Consider the following 14,747-nt stretch of genomic DNA (forward strand, 5'->3'; position numbering starts at 1 on the left):
TTTTATTCCCCTTCCGGCTGCTGCATCCCTGCTACCTGCGGCATCACCTCTCGCATCAAATCAAGAAACTTACGCAGCCGTGTCGGATAATAACGCGCCCACGGATAAACCAGATGCACCGGTAGCGAAGAAGCTCTCCACTGCGGAAACAGTTCAACCAGCCGCCCGGCGGCAATATCTTCCGCAACTGCCCAGCTTGAAACTATCGCTACTCCCAGCCCAGCCAGCGCGGTATTGCGCGCCACATGTACGCTATCGGTACTCAGACAGGGGGCAATAGCAAAAGTAATTTGCCGACCGTCGGTCTCAGATTGCAGCATCACTTCATGCTGATAAAATGTACTGATTGCTACCCACGGCAGTGCCGACATCTCCTGTGGAGTCTTTAAGGTCGGAGAGTTCGCCAGTAATGACGGTGAGGCAACAACGCTACGTGGAACCACAGCCAGTTGTACCGACACCGTCGCTGGATCGACTTCAGCGCCTACACGAATCGCGCAGTCGATACCGTCACTGAGAAAGTCTACTGTCTTATCATTCAGCATCCACTCCACTGACAGCTGCGGGTAGCGCTGTAGAAATCCTACTAATGGTCCTAATAGTTGCTGCTGACCAAACGCGTGTGGCGCCCTTACCCGCAATACGCCGACCGGCCGATCGTCTGTAATGCGTAGATCGTCTTCCAGTGCCAGCCAGGCATCTACAACATGCCGCGCATGCTGATAACAGCGCTCACCGTCATCGGTTAACTTCATCGCATGGGTGGTACGTAGAATCAGCTTCGCGCCTAGCAGGCCTTCCAGAGACTGTAATCGTCGACTTACCGTTGCCTGAGTCGTATTCATCTGTACAGCTGCCGCTGAGAGAGAACCAGCCTCAACGATACGAATAAACGTTCGCATCAGTTCTATACGATCTATACGCTCCTGCTTCTTCATTTTTCTTTTGCCTATACGCTATACGTATAACCGTTTTACCACCGGTCTATCTACCACGCCAACCCTATTCCGGGAAAAATAGCGCCATCGCTTCTACGAGGAATTCATCATGACACCAACTCCACTCACTTCCCGCGCCGCCGGATGGGTTATTTTTATACTCGCCCTAGGCGCAGGCTTCAGCGTCGCCTCAATCTATTATGCTCAACCGCTACTGCCGCTGATGGGGGCGAACCTGCATCTGAGCATAGAGGGAATGGGGCTGGTTCCGACCCTAACGCAAGCGGGCTACGCGCTGGGCATTCTTTTTCTTCTCCCGCTTGGCGACCGCCACGATCGCAGGACGCTGATTCTGATGAAAAGCGTCGCACTGGCAATACTTTTGCTGTTGTGTAGCCTGACTGGCCAACTGACTTCACTACTGGTTGTCAGCCTGCTTATCGGCATGGCGGCAACAATGGCCCAGGATATCGTACCGGCTGCGGCCATCCTGGCTCCGACGGGCAAACAAGGGAAAATGGTGGGCACGGTTATGACCGGCCTGCTGCTGGGGATCCTGCTCTCGCGAACCGTCAGCGGATTAGTCGGTGCCCTGTTCGGCTGGAGAGTGATGTATCAGGCCGCAGCTGTCAGTATCGCGCTGATTGGCCTGGTCATGTGGCGCGTGCTGCCACGCTTTGAAATTCACTCAACCCTAAGCTACCCGCAGTTGATGAAATCTATGGCGCATCTGTGGCAACGCTATCCGGCACTGCGTCGCGCCGCATTTGCTCAGGGTTTCCTTTCTATTGCCTTCAGCGCATTCTGGTCAACGCTGGCGGTCATGTTGCTGGCGCATTATCAGATGGGGAGCGCGGTAGCCGGCGGGTTTGGTATTGCAGGTGCCGCCGGGGCGCTCGCCGCACCGCTGGCCGGCGGCCTCGCCGATAAATTTGGGGCAGAAAAGGTCACACAATTGGGTGCCGCGCTGGTTACCATCTCTTTTGCTCTGATGTTCCTGCTACCGATACTGCCGCCGCACGGCCAGCTGATCCTGATAGCCATCTCGGCTATCGGCTTTGACCTCGGGCTGCAATCCAGCCTCGTGGCCCACCAGAATCTGGTTTATGGTCTGGAACCTCAGGCACGTGGTCGCCTGAACGCGTTGCTGTTCACCGGGGTATTTATTGGTATGTCACTGGGCTCCGTCCTGGGCAGCAAACTGTATGTAGCGGCGGGCTGGAGTGGCGTGGTGACGCTGGCGGTCATTACCGGTGCGATTGCTCTTGGGATCCGCTTGCTGGAAAGCGCCCGGGTCGTCTCGGCACAGCGTACCGTTAGGTAAAAAAAGCCGCTCTGCATAGATTGCAGAGCGGCTTTTTATTCTGGTCAACCGGCTCAGACCGTGCGCCGAGCGAACTCTTTCACGCGAAAGCCCAGCAGCAATAGCGTCGCGAAGTAGGCAATGACACCAACCGCAACAACCGCCATCAAACGCAGCAGACGCAATGGCATCGTCCCTAGCGACCACTCAGGCATCACGTACATCATGCCGAGCAGCGCCGCAGCCATCACCACTACCGCAACCACCAAGCGCAACAGGAACAGGAACCAGCCCGGCTGAGGAGTGAAAATTTTCTGCTTGCGCAATTGCCAGTACAACAATGCGGCGTTAAGGCAGGCAGCCAGGCCAATCGATAATGACAGACCCGCGTGCTTCAGCGGGCCAATAAATGCCAGGTTCATTACCTGCGTCATAATAAGCGTGACTATCGCTATTTTTACCGGCGTTTTGATGTCCTGACGCGAATAGAAGCCGGGAGCCAGCACTTTCACAACAATCAGTCCCATCAGGCCAACGGAATATGCCACCAACGCACGTTGCGTCATCGCCGCATCAAAGGCGGTAAATTTGCCATACTGGAACAACGCAACGGTTAGCGGCTTGGCGAGTATCCCTAGCGCCACGGCGCTGGGCAGCGCGAGCAGGAAGCACAGGCGCAATCCCCAATCCATCAACCTGCAGTACTCATCATGGTTGCCGCTGGCAAAACTCTTGGACAGCGAAGGTAGGAGGATGGTCCCTAGCGCCACACCCAGCACGCCGGATGGGAACTCCATCAGGCGATCGGCGTAATACATCCACGAAACGGAGCCGGAGACCAAAAACGAGGCAAAAATAGTGTTAATGATCAGAGATATCTGGCTGACGGATACGCCAAGAATTGCCGGCCCCATCTGCTTGACTACCCGTACGGCTCCCGCATCTTTGAGATTAATTCGCGGTAGCACCAGCATGCCGATTTTTTTCAAGTGCGGCAGCTGATAGGCGAGCTGCAAAACACCGCCAACCGTCACCGCCCACGCCATGGCCAGCATCGGCGGATTAAAGTACGGCGCAGCAAACAACGCAAAACCAATCATGCTCACGTTGAGGAAAGTTGGGGCAAAAGCAGGTACCGAAAAACGGTTCCAGGTGTTGAGAATCGCACCAACCAAAGAAGCCAGCGAAATCAACAGAATATAGGGGAAAGTGATGCGCAGCAGCTGAGTCGTCAGCAAGAATTTATCAGGCGAATCAGCAAACCCTGGCGCCGTCACGGTAATCACCCACGGTGCCGCAAGCATACCGGCAACGGTCACCAAAGCCAGTATCAGCGTCAATAACCCAGAGACATAGGATACAAAAACGCGAGTCGCGTCTTCGCCCTGCTTGCTTTTATATTCGGCAAGAATTGGCACAAAAGCCTGAGAGAACGCGCCCTCAGCGAAAATACGCCGTAAAAGGTTTGGTAACTTGAACGCGACGAAGAAGGCGTCGGTTGCCATTCCTGCACCAAAAATACGAGCGACAATCGCATCACGCGCAAAACCCAACACGCGCGAAAACATGGTCATCGAACTGACTGCCGCCAGTGATTTTAAAAGATTCATTAACGTGTAATTCCACAACCCTGGAGTAAAACGCCCGCAAATGCGGGCGCTGGAAAGTGGCGATAGTCTACCGAGTTCATGATGAAATACTACTGCCAGATGTTACAACGGGTTATTCACTCATCGCCTCGCGCCAGAGTTTTTCCACAATGCGCTGGGCCAACAGCGCCTGCTCGCCTGCAGTTTCGGGAACCGTCTGATTTTGCACACATTCAATAAAATGGCGCGCACAGCCGGCAAATCCACGTTGTTCCAGAGTCGTTTGCCAACCGGGAACCGGACGTTGTATTACGCCGAGCCCACGCTCTTCTTGCCACTCTCGCATATCCTGCACTTCATAGAGTCCACCGTCGGTCACCGCCTGCACCCACTCCCGCTGGCTACCGCCGCGACGGTGCATGCTGGTTGTGACCTGAATTTGTGCGGAGCTGAAATGATGTTCCGCGTAAAGCATTTCACCTTGCGCCGTCGTTTGCAGCGTTCCGCTGCTCAAACGCACCTTATCACCTGCCAGCCACAATGCTGTATCGACAACATGTAAATAGTCATCCAACAGAGTAAAGCGCAGATCGTGGCCCACGCTGTCGCTGCGGTGCTTATCCATTCGCAGCGAGGCCGCATTGCTCAATTGCGCTTTTAGTTCACGATACAGCGGCGCAAAACGACGGTTAAAACCCACCATCAGCGTTAGGTTACGCCGGGCTGCCAGTTCTACCAGCGACTCCGCATCGCTGAGCTTATCCGCCAGCGGTTTATCAACGCAGACATGAACTCCAGCATTGAGCAGTTGGCTCACAATTTCATAATGTGAAGCCGTTGAAGTGTGCACGAATACAGCGTCACACTGTGCTGCCAGTTGCTCTAGTGAATCGGCATAGGGAATACGCCAGGTTTCGCAGACAGGCAACGCTTTCTCTTTTCCACGGGACCACGCCGCCTGTAGCGTCCAGCCGTCCGCGGCCCCCAGCACCGGCAGCCAGGCCTTTTGTGCTATCCCCCCTAAACCAACAACACCTACGCGTAGTTTTGCCGACATGCTTAATCTCCCAGATGAGCCAGCAGTGAATCCAGCCGCGCTTTTAGCTCTGCCACTTCCTCTTCCAGAACCTCAACACGGGCCTGAAGATCATCACCCGGCGGTGAAACGGCTTCCACTGCGGTGATAAGTGAATCCATATCATCGCAGAAGAGATGCATATAGCGACTTTCACGTTTTCCCGGCTCACGCGGCAAGCGAGCGACATACGGACCGTCTTCGCGTTTAGCCAGATTTTCGAGAACGTTCTCAACTTCCGCCATATCGCTGAACTCATGCATCCGTTGTGCTCGTCCCCGGAGTTCACCAGGCGTCTGCGCGCCGCGCAAAAGTAGCGTGGTGACGATAGCCACCTCGGCAGAGGTTAATTTCAGATCGCCAAACTCAGAGTTGCAGAAACGTTGTTCATATTTGGTCACCCGGTTACCGAACCCACTCACCGTGCGCAAGTAGTGTCGTTTCACTAGCGTATCAAGGAGGTCCTGAACATCGCTCTCACTTAACGACATCACCGGCTCACGGTTCGTTTTCTGATTACACGCGGTCACGACCGCATTAACCGATAGAGGATATTGCTCCGGCGTGGTGACCTGTTTTTCCAACAGGCAGCCAATGACGCGCGCTTCATGCGCAGTTAACTGATATTTCATGGTGTCTCCTTAGCGACCCGGGATCCAGTCCGGTGTCGTCAACGCCGTCAATACATGATCGCGCCACTGCCCATCGATCAGCAGATAATCTTTGGCGTAACCTTCTTTTTCAAAGCCCAAACGTGCCAGTAAATCGCCGCTGCGCTGATTATGCGGCATATAGTTTGCCATTATGCGGTGGATGTGTTGCGTGCGTTGCATATAGCGAATGGCCGAAGTTAATGCTTCGAACATCAGTCCCTGTCCCTGCCATTTCTCAGCGATGGAATAACCGAGATAACAGGCGTGAAACGACCCGCGCACGACATTGGAAAAATTCGCCACGCCGACAATTTCTTTTTCTTCCGCATCAAGCAGAGCAAAATAAAATGCCGAACCTTGCTTATGAAACTCCGAGATCATCGACAAACGCGCCTGCCAACCGGAAGGGTAACAGTGGCTGTCATCGCGCACTGGCTCCCAGGGTTTTAAGAACCCTTTATTCTCCGCGTAATAATCGGCCAGACGCCAGGCGTCACGATCGTGAACCAGGCGTACCACCAGCCGGTCCGTCGTCAAACGCACCTTCGGTACGTTACTGCGATAGCCAAACATTCCCCTCTCCTGTTCCCCTGACGCAATACTTACTCACTTTACTATACCTGTCCTGCGCGGCGGTGTGAAAACAGCAACATACCATTTTCTGCACCATCTCCGCTTTTCGATGAATAGCCTCTATCGTTCTTGCATTTTGATAAAAAAATATTGTCGCAAGTTAGCTGGGAAAATAACCTTCTACCCCGCAGAATGTCAGAGCTTATCCTTATTTTTCCCTGGAGGGGAAATGTCCCGCGTATCGCAGGCACGGAGCCTGGGTGAATATTTCCTGTTAGTCGATAACATGCTGGTGGTGCTCGGCTTTTTTGTCGTATTTCCGCTTATCTCTATTCGCTTTGTCGATCAAATGGGCTGGGCAGCACTCATGGTCGGGATCGCGCTCGGCCTGCGCCAGCTGGTGCAGCAAGGATTAGGTATCTTTGGCGGCGCGGTTGCCGACCGTTTCGGCGCCAAACCCATGATTGTCACCGGCATGCTGATGCGAGCCGGCGGTTTTGCTGCCATGGCCGTCGCCCATGAACCGTGGGTATTATGGCTATCCTGCATTCTCTCCGGCCTTGGCGGCACCCTATTCGACCCGCCGCGAGCAGCCCTGGTGGTCAAACTTGTGCGCCCGCATCAGCGTGGCCGCTTTTTCTCTATTCTGATGATGCAGGACAGCGCAGGAGCGGTAATCGGCGCGCTGTTAGGCAGCTGGCTGTTGCAATATGATTTTCGTCTGGTTTGTAGCGCCGGTGCTGCGTTGTTCATCGTCTGTGCGGCATTTAACGCCTGGTATCTTCCCGCCTGGAAACTCTCTACGGTGAAAACACCCGTGCGTGAAGGGCTGGGTCGGGTACTCCGTGACAAACGCTTTGTCACCTATGTTCTGACGCTGACGGGCTACTATATGCTGTCGGTTCAGGTCATGTTAATGCTGCCAATCATGGTCAACGACATTGCCGGTTCTCCATCAGCGGTAAAATGGATGTATGCGATTGAAGCGGCTATTTCACTAACCCTGCTTTATCCGATTGCCCGCTGGAGTGAAAAACGCTTTCGCCTTGAACATCGTTTGATGGCCGGCCTGTTGGTCATGACGCTGGCCATGATGCCGATTGGCTTAAGCAGCAATCTACAGCAACTGTTTACGCTGATTTGCATCTTTTATATAGGTTCTATTATTGCTGAACCTGCACGTGAAACGCTGGGGGCTTCGCTGGCGGATGCCAGAGCTAGAGGTAGCTACATGGGCTTTAGCCGCTTAGGATTAGCCTTTGGCGGTGCCTTCGGTTATGCCGGCGGAGGCTGGCTTTTTGACGCTGGTAAAGCCGCCGGACAACCTGAGCTACCGTGGTTGATGTTAGGCATCATCGGCTTTGCAACGTTTATCGCGCTGTGGTGGCAGTTCAGCCCGAAACGTTCGACCTCAGGAATGCTGGAACCGCGCACCTGAGTTGCCGGACCCTCGTTTCTCTTCCATAATGAATTAAGGACACTCAGTCACTATGGAGGAGAAACGTGAAGTTATATATCTACGATCACTGCCCATTCTGCCTTAAAGCCCGCATGATTTTCGGCCTGAAGAATATCCCCGTCGAACTGATCACGATTCTGGAGGATGATGAATCAACCCCGACCCGAATGATCGGTCAGAAGATGGTGCCTATTCTGCAAAAAGACGACAGTCGCTACATGCCGGAAAGCATGGATATCGTGCATTACGTCGATAAACTGGATCGCCAACCGCTGCTCACCGGCCCGCGTAATCCGGCGATTGAAACCTGGTTGCGTAAAGTCAACACCTATGCCAACCGCCTGCTGATGCCGCGTTTCGCAAAGTCTGCCTTTGATGAATTCTCTACGCCTGAAGCGCGCGCTTATTTTGTGAATAAGAAAGAAGCGTCAATTGGCAGTTTTGCCGATCATCTCGCACATTCCCCCGGGCTGGTTAAGAACATCAGTGACGATCTGCGGGCACTGGATAAACTGATAGTTCAGCCGAACGCCGTTAATGGGGAACTGTCTGAAGATGATATTCATCTCTTTCCGCTACTGCGCAGCCTGACGCTGGTCGCAGGTGTGAGCTGGCCAAGCCGCGTCGCCGCCTACCGCGATAATATGGCCAAACAGACGCAGATTAATTTACTGTCATCTATGGCCATTTAGACCTAAGGCAGCGAAAGGTTTGGTCGTTCGCTGCCACCTCGCTTCTTTTTCAGTCTTTTCCGCTAGCACCTCCCGTGCTGGTAGGCCATGCTGCTTTGTGTCAGGATGAACCTATGGCATGACATTAAGGAACCCAATGAAAAAGATGTTTATCGCGGCCGCGCTTATTGTTAGCGGCCTTCTGAGCGGCTGTAACCAGCTTACGCAATATTCAGTTAGCGAGCAGGAAATCAACCAGGCGCTGCAGAAACGTAATCACTTCGCCAAGGATATTGGCCTGCCTGGCGTAGCGGATGCCCACATTGAGCTGAAAAACCTTACCAGCGCCATTGGTCGTGAAGAACCGAACAAAGTGACGCTAAGCGGAGTGGCGAATTTAGATCTGAATTCATTATTCGGTAACCAGAAAGCAACCATTGATCTGAAGCTCAAGGCGCTACCGGTATTTAATAAAGAGAAGGGGGCCATTTTCTTGCAGGAGATGGAAGTTGTTGATGCGAAAGTCCACCCTGAGAAGCTGCAGTCTGTCGTCCAAACGCTAATCCCCTATCTCAATCAATCACTACGTAGCTACTTCAATCAACAGCCCGCTTACGTGCTGCGCGAAGATGCCAGCACTGGTGAAGCATTGGCGAAAAAGTATGCTAAAGGTATCGAGGTGAAACCTGGGGAGATCATCATCCCCTTCACCAATTAATTTTTCGGGCGCTTCAGCGCCCGTTTTTTTACGGAAATTGATGCAAAGGAAAACGTTTACGCTTATCCTTAGTGCCCGGCAAAAACAGCCCTGATGACTGAACTTATTAGCCGGAGCCTTCCATGACAGCACAATCCCAGGTATTGAAAATCCGCCGCCCTGACGACTGGCATATTCATCTGCGCGATGACGATATGTTAAAAACCGTCGTGCCTTATACCAGTGAATTTTATGGCCGGGCGATCGTGATGCCGAATCTGGTCCCTCCTGTCACCACAGTAGAAGCCGCCATCGCCTACCGCCAGCGTATTCTTGATGCCGTCCCTGCGGATCATGATTTTACACCGCTAATGACCTGCTATCTGACCGATACACTCGACCCGGCAGAACTGGAACGCGGATTTAACGAGGGCGTGTTTACTGCCGCCAAACTCTATCCGGCCAATGCCACGACCAACTCCAGCCATGGCGTTACCAGCACCGATGCCATCATGCCAGTGCTTGAGCGTATGGAAAAACTGGGCATGCCGCTGCTGGTTCACGGTGAAGTCACCCACTCTGATATCGATATTTTCGACAGAGAAGCACGCTTTATTGACACGGTCATGGAGCCTTTGCGCCAGCGTCTGCCCGGCCTGAAGGTTGTCTTCGAACACATCACCACGAAAGACGCCGCTGAGTATGTACGCGATGGTAACGACCTGCTGGCGGCCACCATTACCCCTCAGCATCTGATGTTTAACCGCAACCATATGCTGGTTGGCGGCGTGCGCCCTCACCTTTACTGTCTACCGATTTTGAAACGTAATATCCATCAGCAGGCACTGCGTGAACTGGTCGCCAGTGGTTTCGAGCGAGCCTTCCTTGGCACTGACTCCGCCCCGCATGCCCGTCACCGCAAGGAGGCCAGTTGCGGCTGCGCAGGTTGTTTCAACGCGCCAACCGCGTTGGGAAGTTACGCGACGGTGTTTGAAGAGATGAACGCTCTACAGCACTTTGAAGCTTTTTGTTCACTTAATGGCCCACGTTTCTATGGTCTGCCGGTCAATGAAATCTATGTTGAACTGGTGCGTGAGGAAAGCACAGTGGTAGAGAGTATCTCGCTGCCAGGCGATTCACTGGTGCCGTTCCTCGCCGGAGAAACCGTGCGCTGGACGATGAAAAAATAAATCCCGCGCTCCCTGTTGTAAACGTGCAAATTATACTGTATAAATAAACAGTATATTACACAGGGGGCAATTATGCGCATTGAAGTGTCTATCGCCAAATCTACAGCCTTACCCAGCGGCGCCTTAGAAGCGCTGAACAATGAACTCTCGCGGCGTATCGATCAACAGTTCCCTTCGATGTCAAGTCAGGTGACGGTCCGATATGCAGCCAATAACAATTTGTCAGTCATCGGCGGTTTGAAAGAAGATAAAGACCGGATTAGCGAAATCCTGCAAGAAACCTGGGAAAGCGCTGACGATTGGTTTGTCCGCGACTAGTCAATTAAATTTGCTCCCTCATTGTGCAACTTTTTGCCGGGTCGCCCCGGCTTTTTTATTCTTTTCATACTCAGACATTCCCTATTGCCCCCGCTTACACCCTTATAAAATAACGAAGAATGAAACCTTGTGCGCACAAAAAATCAGCAATCAGTGGTGTATGTATCTCTATTTCGTTTAATTTCTCGAGTTTATTCTTGACTACTGATATAATTAATTTGCTTCAGAAAATATGCATTAAACCTCGAGAACTGTTGTCTTTTAACATATGAAGAAGGGGTTATGATGGAAAAGAATAATGAAGTCATCCAGACCCATCCCCTCGTTGGATGGGACATCAGCACCGTGGATAGCTACGATGCGCTGATGTTGCGCCTGCACTACCAAAACCCCGCTCAAGAAAGCAGTAGAGACGCAGAAATTGGCCAGACGCTATGGCTAACAACGGACGTCGCACGTCAGTTTATTTCTATTCTGGAAGCAGGTATTGCGAAGATTGAATCCGGCGAATACCAGGAAAATGAGTATCGCAGACATTAGCAATAACGCACTAATGTCTAAATATTCACTGAACAGGCACCTATGGGTGCCTGAACTATTTTCGGACTTGTATAACAGCGGGTTGTTAATTACCCTGCTAATAAAGCAATAACCCGGAACTCACCATGCAATATGACCTCATCATTATCGGTAGCGGCTCCGTTGGCTCCGCCGCAGGCTATTATGCGCGACAGGCAGGGCTTAACGTTCTGATGATCGATTCACATCAGCCTCCACATCAGGAAGGCAGCCATCACGGTAACACGCGCCTCATTCGTCACGCCTATGGCGAAGGCGAAAGGTATGTCCCTCTGGTGCTACGAGCACAAAAAATGTGGGATGAATTTGCCGCCGCCAGCGGTGAAGCCGTTTTTGAACGCACGGGGGTCATTAATCTTGGGCCCGCAAACTCCGAATTTCTGCGCAACGTTGCCAACAGCGCGCGCCAATTCCAGCTCAATATCGAAGAAATGGATGGCCAGGCCGTTATGGCTCGCTGGCCGGAAATCCGTGTACCACATGATTATCAGGCGATATTTGAACCGGCATCCGGTATATTGCGCAGCGAGCTGGCTATTGAGACCTGGATCCGCCTCGCCCGCGAAGCAGGCGCGGCCCAGCTATTCAATTGCCCGGTCTCCGCCATTCATCATCAGCCTAACGGTATAACCGTAGAAACAGTAGATGGTGAATACAGCGGTAAAAAACTGCTAGTCAGTGCCGGAACCTGGGCCACTCGCCTGCTGCCAAATCTGCCTGTTCAACCGGTCCGTAAGATTTTTGCCTGGTTTCAGGCCGATGGCCGCTACAGTACCAAGAATAACTTCCCGGCGTTTACGGGCGAATTACCCAATGGCGATCAATATTACGGTTTCCCGGCCGATGACAATGAGTTGAAAATAGGCAAACATAACGGGGGGCAGCTCATTTCAGCCCCCGAAGAGCGCGCACCCTTCGGCGCAGTTGCTACTGATGGCTCCGAATCTTTCAACTTCCTGCGCAACGTATTGCCCGGTATCGGCGGCTGTCTCCATGGCGCATCCTGTACCTACGATAATACGGCTGATGAAGACTTCATTATTGATACTCTTCCCGAACAGCCCAATACGCTCTTGATTACCGGGTTAAGCGGACACGGCTTTAAATTCGCTCCGGTACTGGGAGAGCTTGCCGTACAGTTCGCACTTGGTGAACCTTCTGAGTTTGATCTGACACCCTTTTCGCTGGCTCGCTTTCAGCAATAATAGCCAACTCTGCGGTTCTGCGACCGTGCAAAAAACAACGGCCTCGATTGAGGCCGTTAATCACTGAGAGAGTTTATGCGTCGCCTGTTTGAATTACTGGTCAACAACGTCCGCGAGCATTTTATGATTTATCTGGCACTGTGGCTTCTACTGGCGATTATCGATCTCATCTGGTTATGGTTTTTCTGAAGACTCAGGATCCGGGATCCCTAACCTGGTGTTCAGACGACCGCGAGATTTATTGAAGATTTTATTGCCATTTTCGCGCCCGGCGCGCAGTTTCCGCTGCTCCTCTTCCGGCAGCTTATGCTCTTCCATACAGGCTTCGCTACAGCACCCGGCAAATTTTTCCGCGCAGTCCGGGCACTGAATAAACAGCAGGTGACAGCCATCGTTCAGACAGTTGGTATGGCTATCGCAGGATGTACCGCACTGATGACAATGAGCGATCACATCGTCTGAGATCCGCTCGCCCATACGCTCATCAAAAACAAAATTCTTACCGACAAAGCGTACCGGCAGCCCCTGCTCGCGGGCGCGGCGGGCGTACTCGATAATACCGCCTTCGATATGCCAGACTTTACTGAAGCCGTTATGCTTCATCCAGGCGCTGGCTTTTTCACAGCGAATCCCGCCGGTACAGTACATAACGATCTTTTTATCTTTATGTTCCTGCATCATTTCGACGGCTTTCGGCAACTGATCGCGGAAAGTATCCGCTGGAATTTCCAGCGCATTATCAAAATGACCAACTTCGAATTCGTAATGGTTACGCATATCGATAAAGACCGCGTCTGGATCATCAAGCATCGCATTCACTTCCGCGGCCTTCAGATAATCTCCCACGTCTGAAGCATCAAACGTTGGATCATCAATACCGTCAGCGACAATGCGGTCACGAACTTTGAGGCGCAGAACCCAGAAGGATTTACCATCGTCGTCCAGGGCGATATTGAGGCGCAGACCTTTCAGTGCCGGGTCAAAGCCATACAAAAATTCACGTAACGCATCGACTCGGCTCTGCGGAACGCTGATCTGTGCGTTAATACCCTCATGGGCCAGGTAAATGCGTCCAAAAACGTTCAATTTGGTCAGCGCTAGCCACAGCGCATCACGGGTCGCTTTCGGATCGATAATGGTGAAATACTTATAAAATGAGATCGTCGTGCGCGGCTCGGTTTCAGCCAACATTTGCGCTTTTAACGTCTCATTTGAAATGCGGTTATGTAACACTGGCATGGTGTACCTGCTCGGCATAATCAATGGGTCAATAAACGGCGGGCATCATATAGCAAACACCATCAATTTACATCCCCACATTTTGCGCTACATTTCCCTCATCCCCATTGATGACTATTAACAATAAATGCCTTCAGAGACTGTCATTTTGGCTGATGTATAAAAAAATGCGATAATAGAACGCGTTGCTTAATAAAACAGGTATGAGATGACCCATTTACCTAAATTTTCTGCAGCGTTGCTGCATCCACGTTATTGGTTACTTTGGTTTGGCGTTGGCCTGCTTTGGTTGGTCGTACAACTTCCTTATCCAGTGATTTACCGCCTTGGTACCGGGCTGGGCCACCTGGCCAGACGCCTGATGCGTCGCCGGGCTAAAATAGCCTCTCGCAATCTGGAACTCTGTTTTCCCGAAATGAGCGAGCAAGAACGCCGCCGGATGGTAGTTGCCAACTTTGAATCTGTCGGTATGGGTTTAATGGAGACCGGCATGGCCTGGTTCTGGCCAGCCAGGCGTATCGCGCGCTGGACCGATTCCATTGGCGTTGAACATATTCGGGCCGTACAGGCACAGAATCGCGGTATTCTGCTTATTGGCATCCACTTCCTGACGCTGGAGATGGGTGCGCGCATGTTCGGTATGAATGAGCCTGGTATCGGCGTCTACCGCCCAAACGACAATCCGCTTATCGACTGGCTGCAGACGTGGGGGCGATTACGTTCCAACAAAGATATGATTGACCGCAAGGATCTAAAAGGCATGATCCGCGCGCTGAAGAGAGGTGATGTGATCTGGTACGCACCGGATCACGATTACGGCCCGGCAGCCAGCGTGTTTGTTCCCTTTTTCGCGGTCGATCAGGCTGCCACAACCTCAGGAACCTGGATGCTGGCAAAAATGTCGAAAGCCTGCATTGTCCCGTTCGTACCTCGTCGCAAACCTGACGGTAAAGGTTATGAGCTGATTATGCTGCCGCCGGAATGCGCTCCGCCCCTGGATGATGCCGAGACAACGGCTATCTGGATGAACAAAATCGTCGAGAAATGCATTCTGATGGCCCCAGAGCAATACATGTGGATGCACCGTCGCTTCAAGACTCGCCCACCTGGCGTCCCCTCTCGTTATTGATCCGGCAAATGCCCCGATCCCGCATCTGAACACAGATGTAGGGATTGGCGAGCAGACTCTGGACCTGTTTTAGCTTTAAAAGCTGTCGTCCATTGCGACGATCATTTCTCAGGCGCATAATTAGCAAGC

General features: G+C 52.4%; 16 protein-coding genes. 10 read left to right on the top strand and 6 right to left on the bottom strand.

The genetic code is table 11. From position 1 onward, the window contains the following. Positions 1 to 2 precede the first annotated feature (2 nt). Complete coding sequence (locus AC07P6_RS19125) at positions 3 to 938, bottom strand: LysR family transcriptional regulator (protein ID WP_478314219.1); 936 nt, start codon at positions 936 to 938, stop codon at positions 3 to 5. Between the two features lie 109 nt (positions 939 to 1,047). Between AC07P6_RS19125 and AC07P6_RS19130 the strand changes: the two genes are divergently transcribed. Then, entirely contained in the window at positions 1,048 to 2,262 is a 1,215-nt protein-coding gene (locus AC07P6_RS19130) for an MFS transporter (protein ID WP_478314221.1), read from the top strand. A 53-nt stretch (positions 2,263 to 2,315) separates the two neighbouring features. Here AC07P6_RS19130 and murJ read toward each other — a convergent pair whose 3' ends face one another. The 4 genes from murJ to rimJ all read right to left on the bottom strand — a co-directional run bounded on the left by murJ (position 2,316) and on the right by rimJ (position 6,131). Beyond that, entirely contained in the window at positions 2,316 to 3,851 is a 1,536-nt protein-coding gene (murJ, locus tag AC07P6_RS19135; RefSeq protein ID WP_112217210.1) for a murein biosynthesis integral membrane protein MurJ, read from the bottom strand. A 112-nt stretch (positions 3,852 to 3,963) separates the two neighbouring features. Beyond that, complete coding sequence (locus AC07P6_RS19140; protein WP_304258092.1) at positions 3,964 to 4,887, bottom strand: Gfo/Idh/MocA family protein; 924 nt, start codon at positions 4,885 to 4,887, stop codon at positions 3,964 to 3,966. A gap of 2 nt (positions 4,888 to 4,889) precedes the next feature. Next, positions 4,890 to 5,537, bottom strand: coding sequence for a YceH family protein (locus AC07P6_RS19145; protein ID WP_182237857.1), 648 nt, complete (start codon positions 5,535 to 5,537; stop codon positions 4,890 to 4,892). 9 nt (positions 5,538 to 5,546) lie between these two features. Then, the gene (gene rimJ, locus AC07P6_RS19150; protein ID WP_434659231.1) at positions 5,547 to 6,131 is read right to left on the bottom strand and encodes a ribosomal protein S5-alanine N-acetyltransferase; all 585 of its coding nucleotides are present in this window, start codon (positions 6,129 to 6,131) and stop codon (positions 5,547 to 5,549) included. Positions 6,132 to 6,360: 229 nt separating this feature from the next. Here rimJ and mdtH point away from each other — a divergent pair, with 229 nt between their 5' ends. From mdtH to AC07P6_RS19190, 8 genes are all read left to right on the top strand, one after another. After that, on the top strand, positions 6,361 to 7,569 hold the full coding sequence (gene mdtH / locus AC07P6_RS19155; RefSeq protein ID WP_478314224.1) for a multidrug efflux MFS transporter MdtH: 1,209 nt from the start codon (positions 6,361 to 6,363) through the stop codon (positions 7,567 to 7,569). Between the two features lie 65 nt (positions 7,570 to 7,634). Beyond that, on the top strand, positions 7,635 to 8,282 hold the full coding sequence (gene grxB, locus AC07P6_RS19160; protein ID WP_182237851.1) for a glutaredoxin 2: 648 nt from the start codon (positions 7,635 to 7,637) through the stop codon (positions 8,280 to 8,282). A gap of 136 nt (positions 8,283 to 8,418) precedes the next feature. Beyond that, positions 8,419 to 8,979: a lipoprotein gene (locus AC07P6_RS19165; protein ID WP_112217206.1), complete on the top strand. Its 561-nt coding sequence runs from the start codon at positions 8,419 to 8,421 to the stop codon at positions 8,977 to 8,979. A gap of 122 nt (positions 8,980 to 9,101) precedes the next feature. After that, positions 9,102 to 10,148, top strand: coding sequence for a dihydroorotase (gene pyrC / locus AC07P6_RS19170; RefSeq protein WP_478314226.1), 1,047 nt, complete (start codon positions 9,102 to 9,104; stop codon positions 10,146 to 10,148). A gap of 72 nt (positions 10,149 to 10,220) precedes the next feature. Further along, on the top strand, positions 10,221 to 10,466 hold the full coding sequence (gene dinI / locus AC07P6_RS19175) for a DNA damage-inducible protein I (RefSeq protein ID WP_110277098.1): 246 nt from the start codon (positions 10,221 to 10,223) through the stop codon (positions 10,464 to 10,466). Positions 10,467 to 10,751: 285 nt separating this feature from the next. After that, positions 10,752 to 11,006, top strand: coding sequence for a biofilm formation regulator BssS (bssS, locus tag AC07P6_RS19180; RefSeq protein ID WP_004101039.1), 255 nt, complete (start codon positions 10,752 to 10,754; stop codon positions 11,004 to 11,006). 125 nt (positions 11,007 to 11,131) lie between these two features. Next, complete coding sequence (gene solA / locus AC07P6_RS19185; protein WP_478314228.1) at positions 11,132 to 12,250, top strand: N-methyl-L-tryptophan oxidase; 1,119 nt, start codon at positions 11,132 to 11,134, stop codon at positions 12,248 to 12,250. Between the two features lie 75 nt (positions 12,251 to 12,325). Further along, positions 12,326 to 12,439 carry a DUF2770 family protein gene (locus AC07P6_RS19190; protein ID WP_182237842.1) on the top strand — a complete coding sequence of 38 codons (114 nt, stop codon included), beginning with the start codon at positions 12,326 to 12,328 and terminating at the stop codon, positions 12,437 to 12,439. Here the strand turns inward: AC07P6_RS19190 and trhO are convergent. After that, complete coding sequence (gene trhO, locus AC07P6_RS19195) at positions 12,425 to 13,489, bottom strand: oxygen-dependent tRNA uridine(34) hydroxylase TrhO (RefSeq protein ID WP_181482709.1); 1,065 nt, start codon at positions 13,487 to 13,489, stop codon at positions 12,425 to 12,427. The two genes, AC07P6_RS19190 and trhO, sit on opposite strands and share 15 nt — an antisense overlap. Positions 13,490 to 13,697: 208 nt before the next feature. Here trhO and AC07P6_RS19200 point away from each other — a divergent pair, with 208 nt between their 5' ends. After that, a complete protein-coding gene (locus AC07P6_RS19200) occupies positions 13,698 to 14,618 on the top strand; it encodes a Kdo(2)-lipid IV(A) acyltransferase (RefSeq protein ID WP_478314230.1) in 921 nt (306 codons plus the stop codon). The last annotated feature ends 129 nt before the right edge of the window (positions 14,619 to 14,747 follow it).

This window comes from Klebsiella sp. GFKo11, assembly GCF_056490265.1.

Excerpts from the sequence above, each read along its gene's own strand:
- AC07P6_RS19125 (WP_478314219.1), bottom strand. The coding sequence starts at position 938 with ATGAAGAAGCAGGAGCGTATAGATCGTATAGAACTGATGCGAACGTTT.
- AC07P6_RS19130 (WP_478314221.1), top strand. The coding sequence starts at position 1,048 with ATGACACCAACTCCACTCACTTCCCGCGCCGCCGGATGGGTTATTTTT.
- murJ (WP_112217210.1), bottom strand. The coding sequence starts at position 3,851 with ATGAATCTTTTAAAATCACTGGCGGCAGTCAGTTCGATGACCATGTTT.
- AC07P6_RS19140 (WP_304258092.1), bottom strand. The coding sequence starts at position 4,887 with ATGTCGGCAAAACTACGCGTAGGTGTTGTTGGTTTAGGGGGGATAGCA.
- AC07P6_RS19145 (WP_182237857.1), bottom strand. The coding sequence starts at position 5,537 with ATGAAATATCAGTTAACTGCGCATGAAGCGCGCGTCATTGGCTGCCTG.
- rimJ (WP_434659231.1), bottom strand. The coding sequence starts at position 6,131 with ATGTTTGGCTATCGCAGTAACGTACCGAAGGTGCGTTTGACGACGGAC.
- mdtH (WP_478314224.1), top strand. The coding sequence starts at position 6,361 with ATGTCCCGCGTATCGCAGGCACGGAGCCTGGGTGAATATTTCCTGTTA.
- AC07P6_RS19165 (WP_112217206.1), top strand. The coding sequence starts at position 8,419 with ATGAAAAAGATGTTTATCGCGGCCGCGCTTATTGTTAGCGGCCTTCTG.
- pyrC (WP_478314226.1), top strand. The coding sequence starts at position 9,102 with ATGACAGCACAATCCCAGGTATTGAAAATCCGCCGCCCTGACGACTGG.
- dinI (WP_110277098.1), top strand. The coding sequence starts at position 10,221 with ATGCGCATTGAAGTGTCTATCGCCAAATCTACAGCCTTACCCAGCGGC.
- bssS (WP_004101039.1), top strand. The coding sequence starts at position 10,752 with ATGGAAAAGAATAATGAAGTCATCCAGACCCATCCCCTCGTTGGATGG.
- solA (WP_478314228.1), top strand. The coding sequence starts at position 11,132 with ATGCAATATGACCTCATCATTATCGGTAGCGGCTCCGTTGGCTCCGCC.
- AC07P6_RS19190 (WP_182237842.1), top strand. The coding sequence starts at position 12,326 with ATGCGTCGCCTGTTTGAATTACTGGTCAACAACGTCCGCGAGCATTTT.
- trhO (WP_181482709.1), bottom strand. The coding sequence starts at position 13,489 with ATGCCAGTGTTACATAACCGCATTTCAAATGAGACGTTAAAAGCGCAA.
- AC07P6_RS19200 (WP_478314230.1), top strand. The coding sequence starts at position 13,698 with ATGACCCATTTACCTAAATTTTCTGCAGCGTTGCTGCATCCACGTTAT.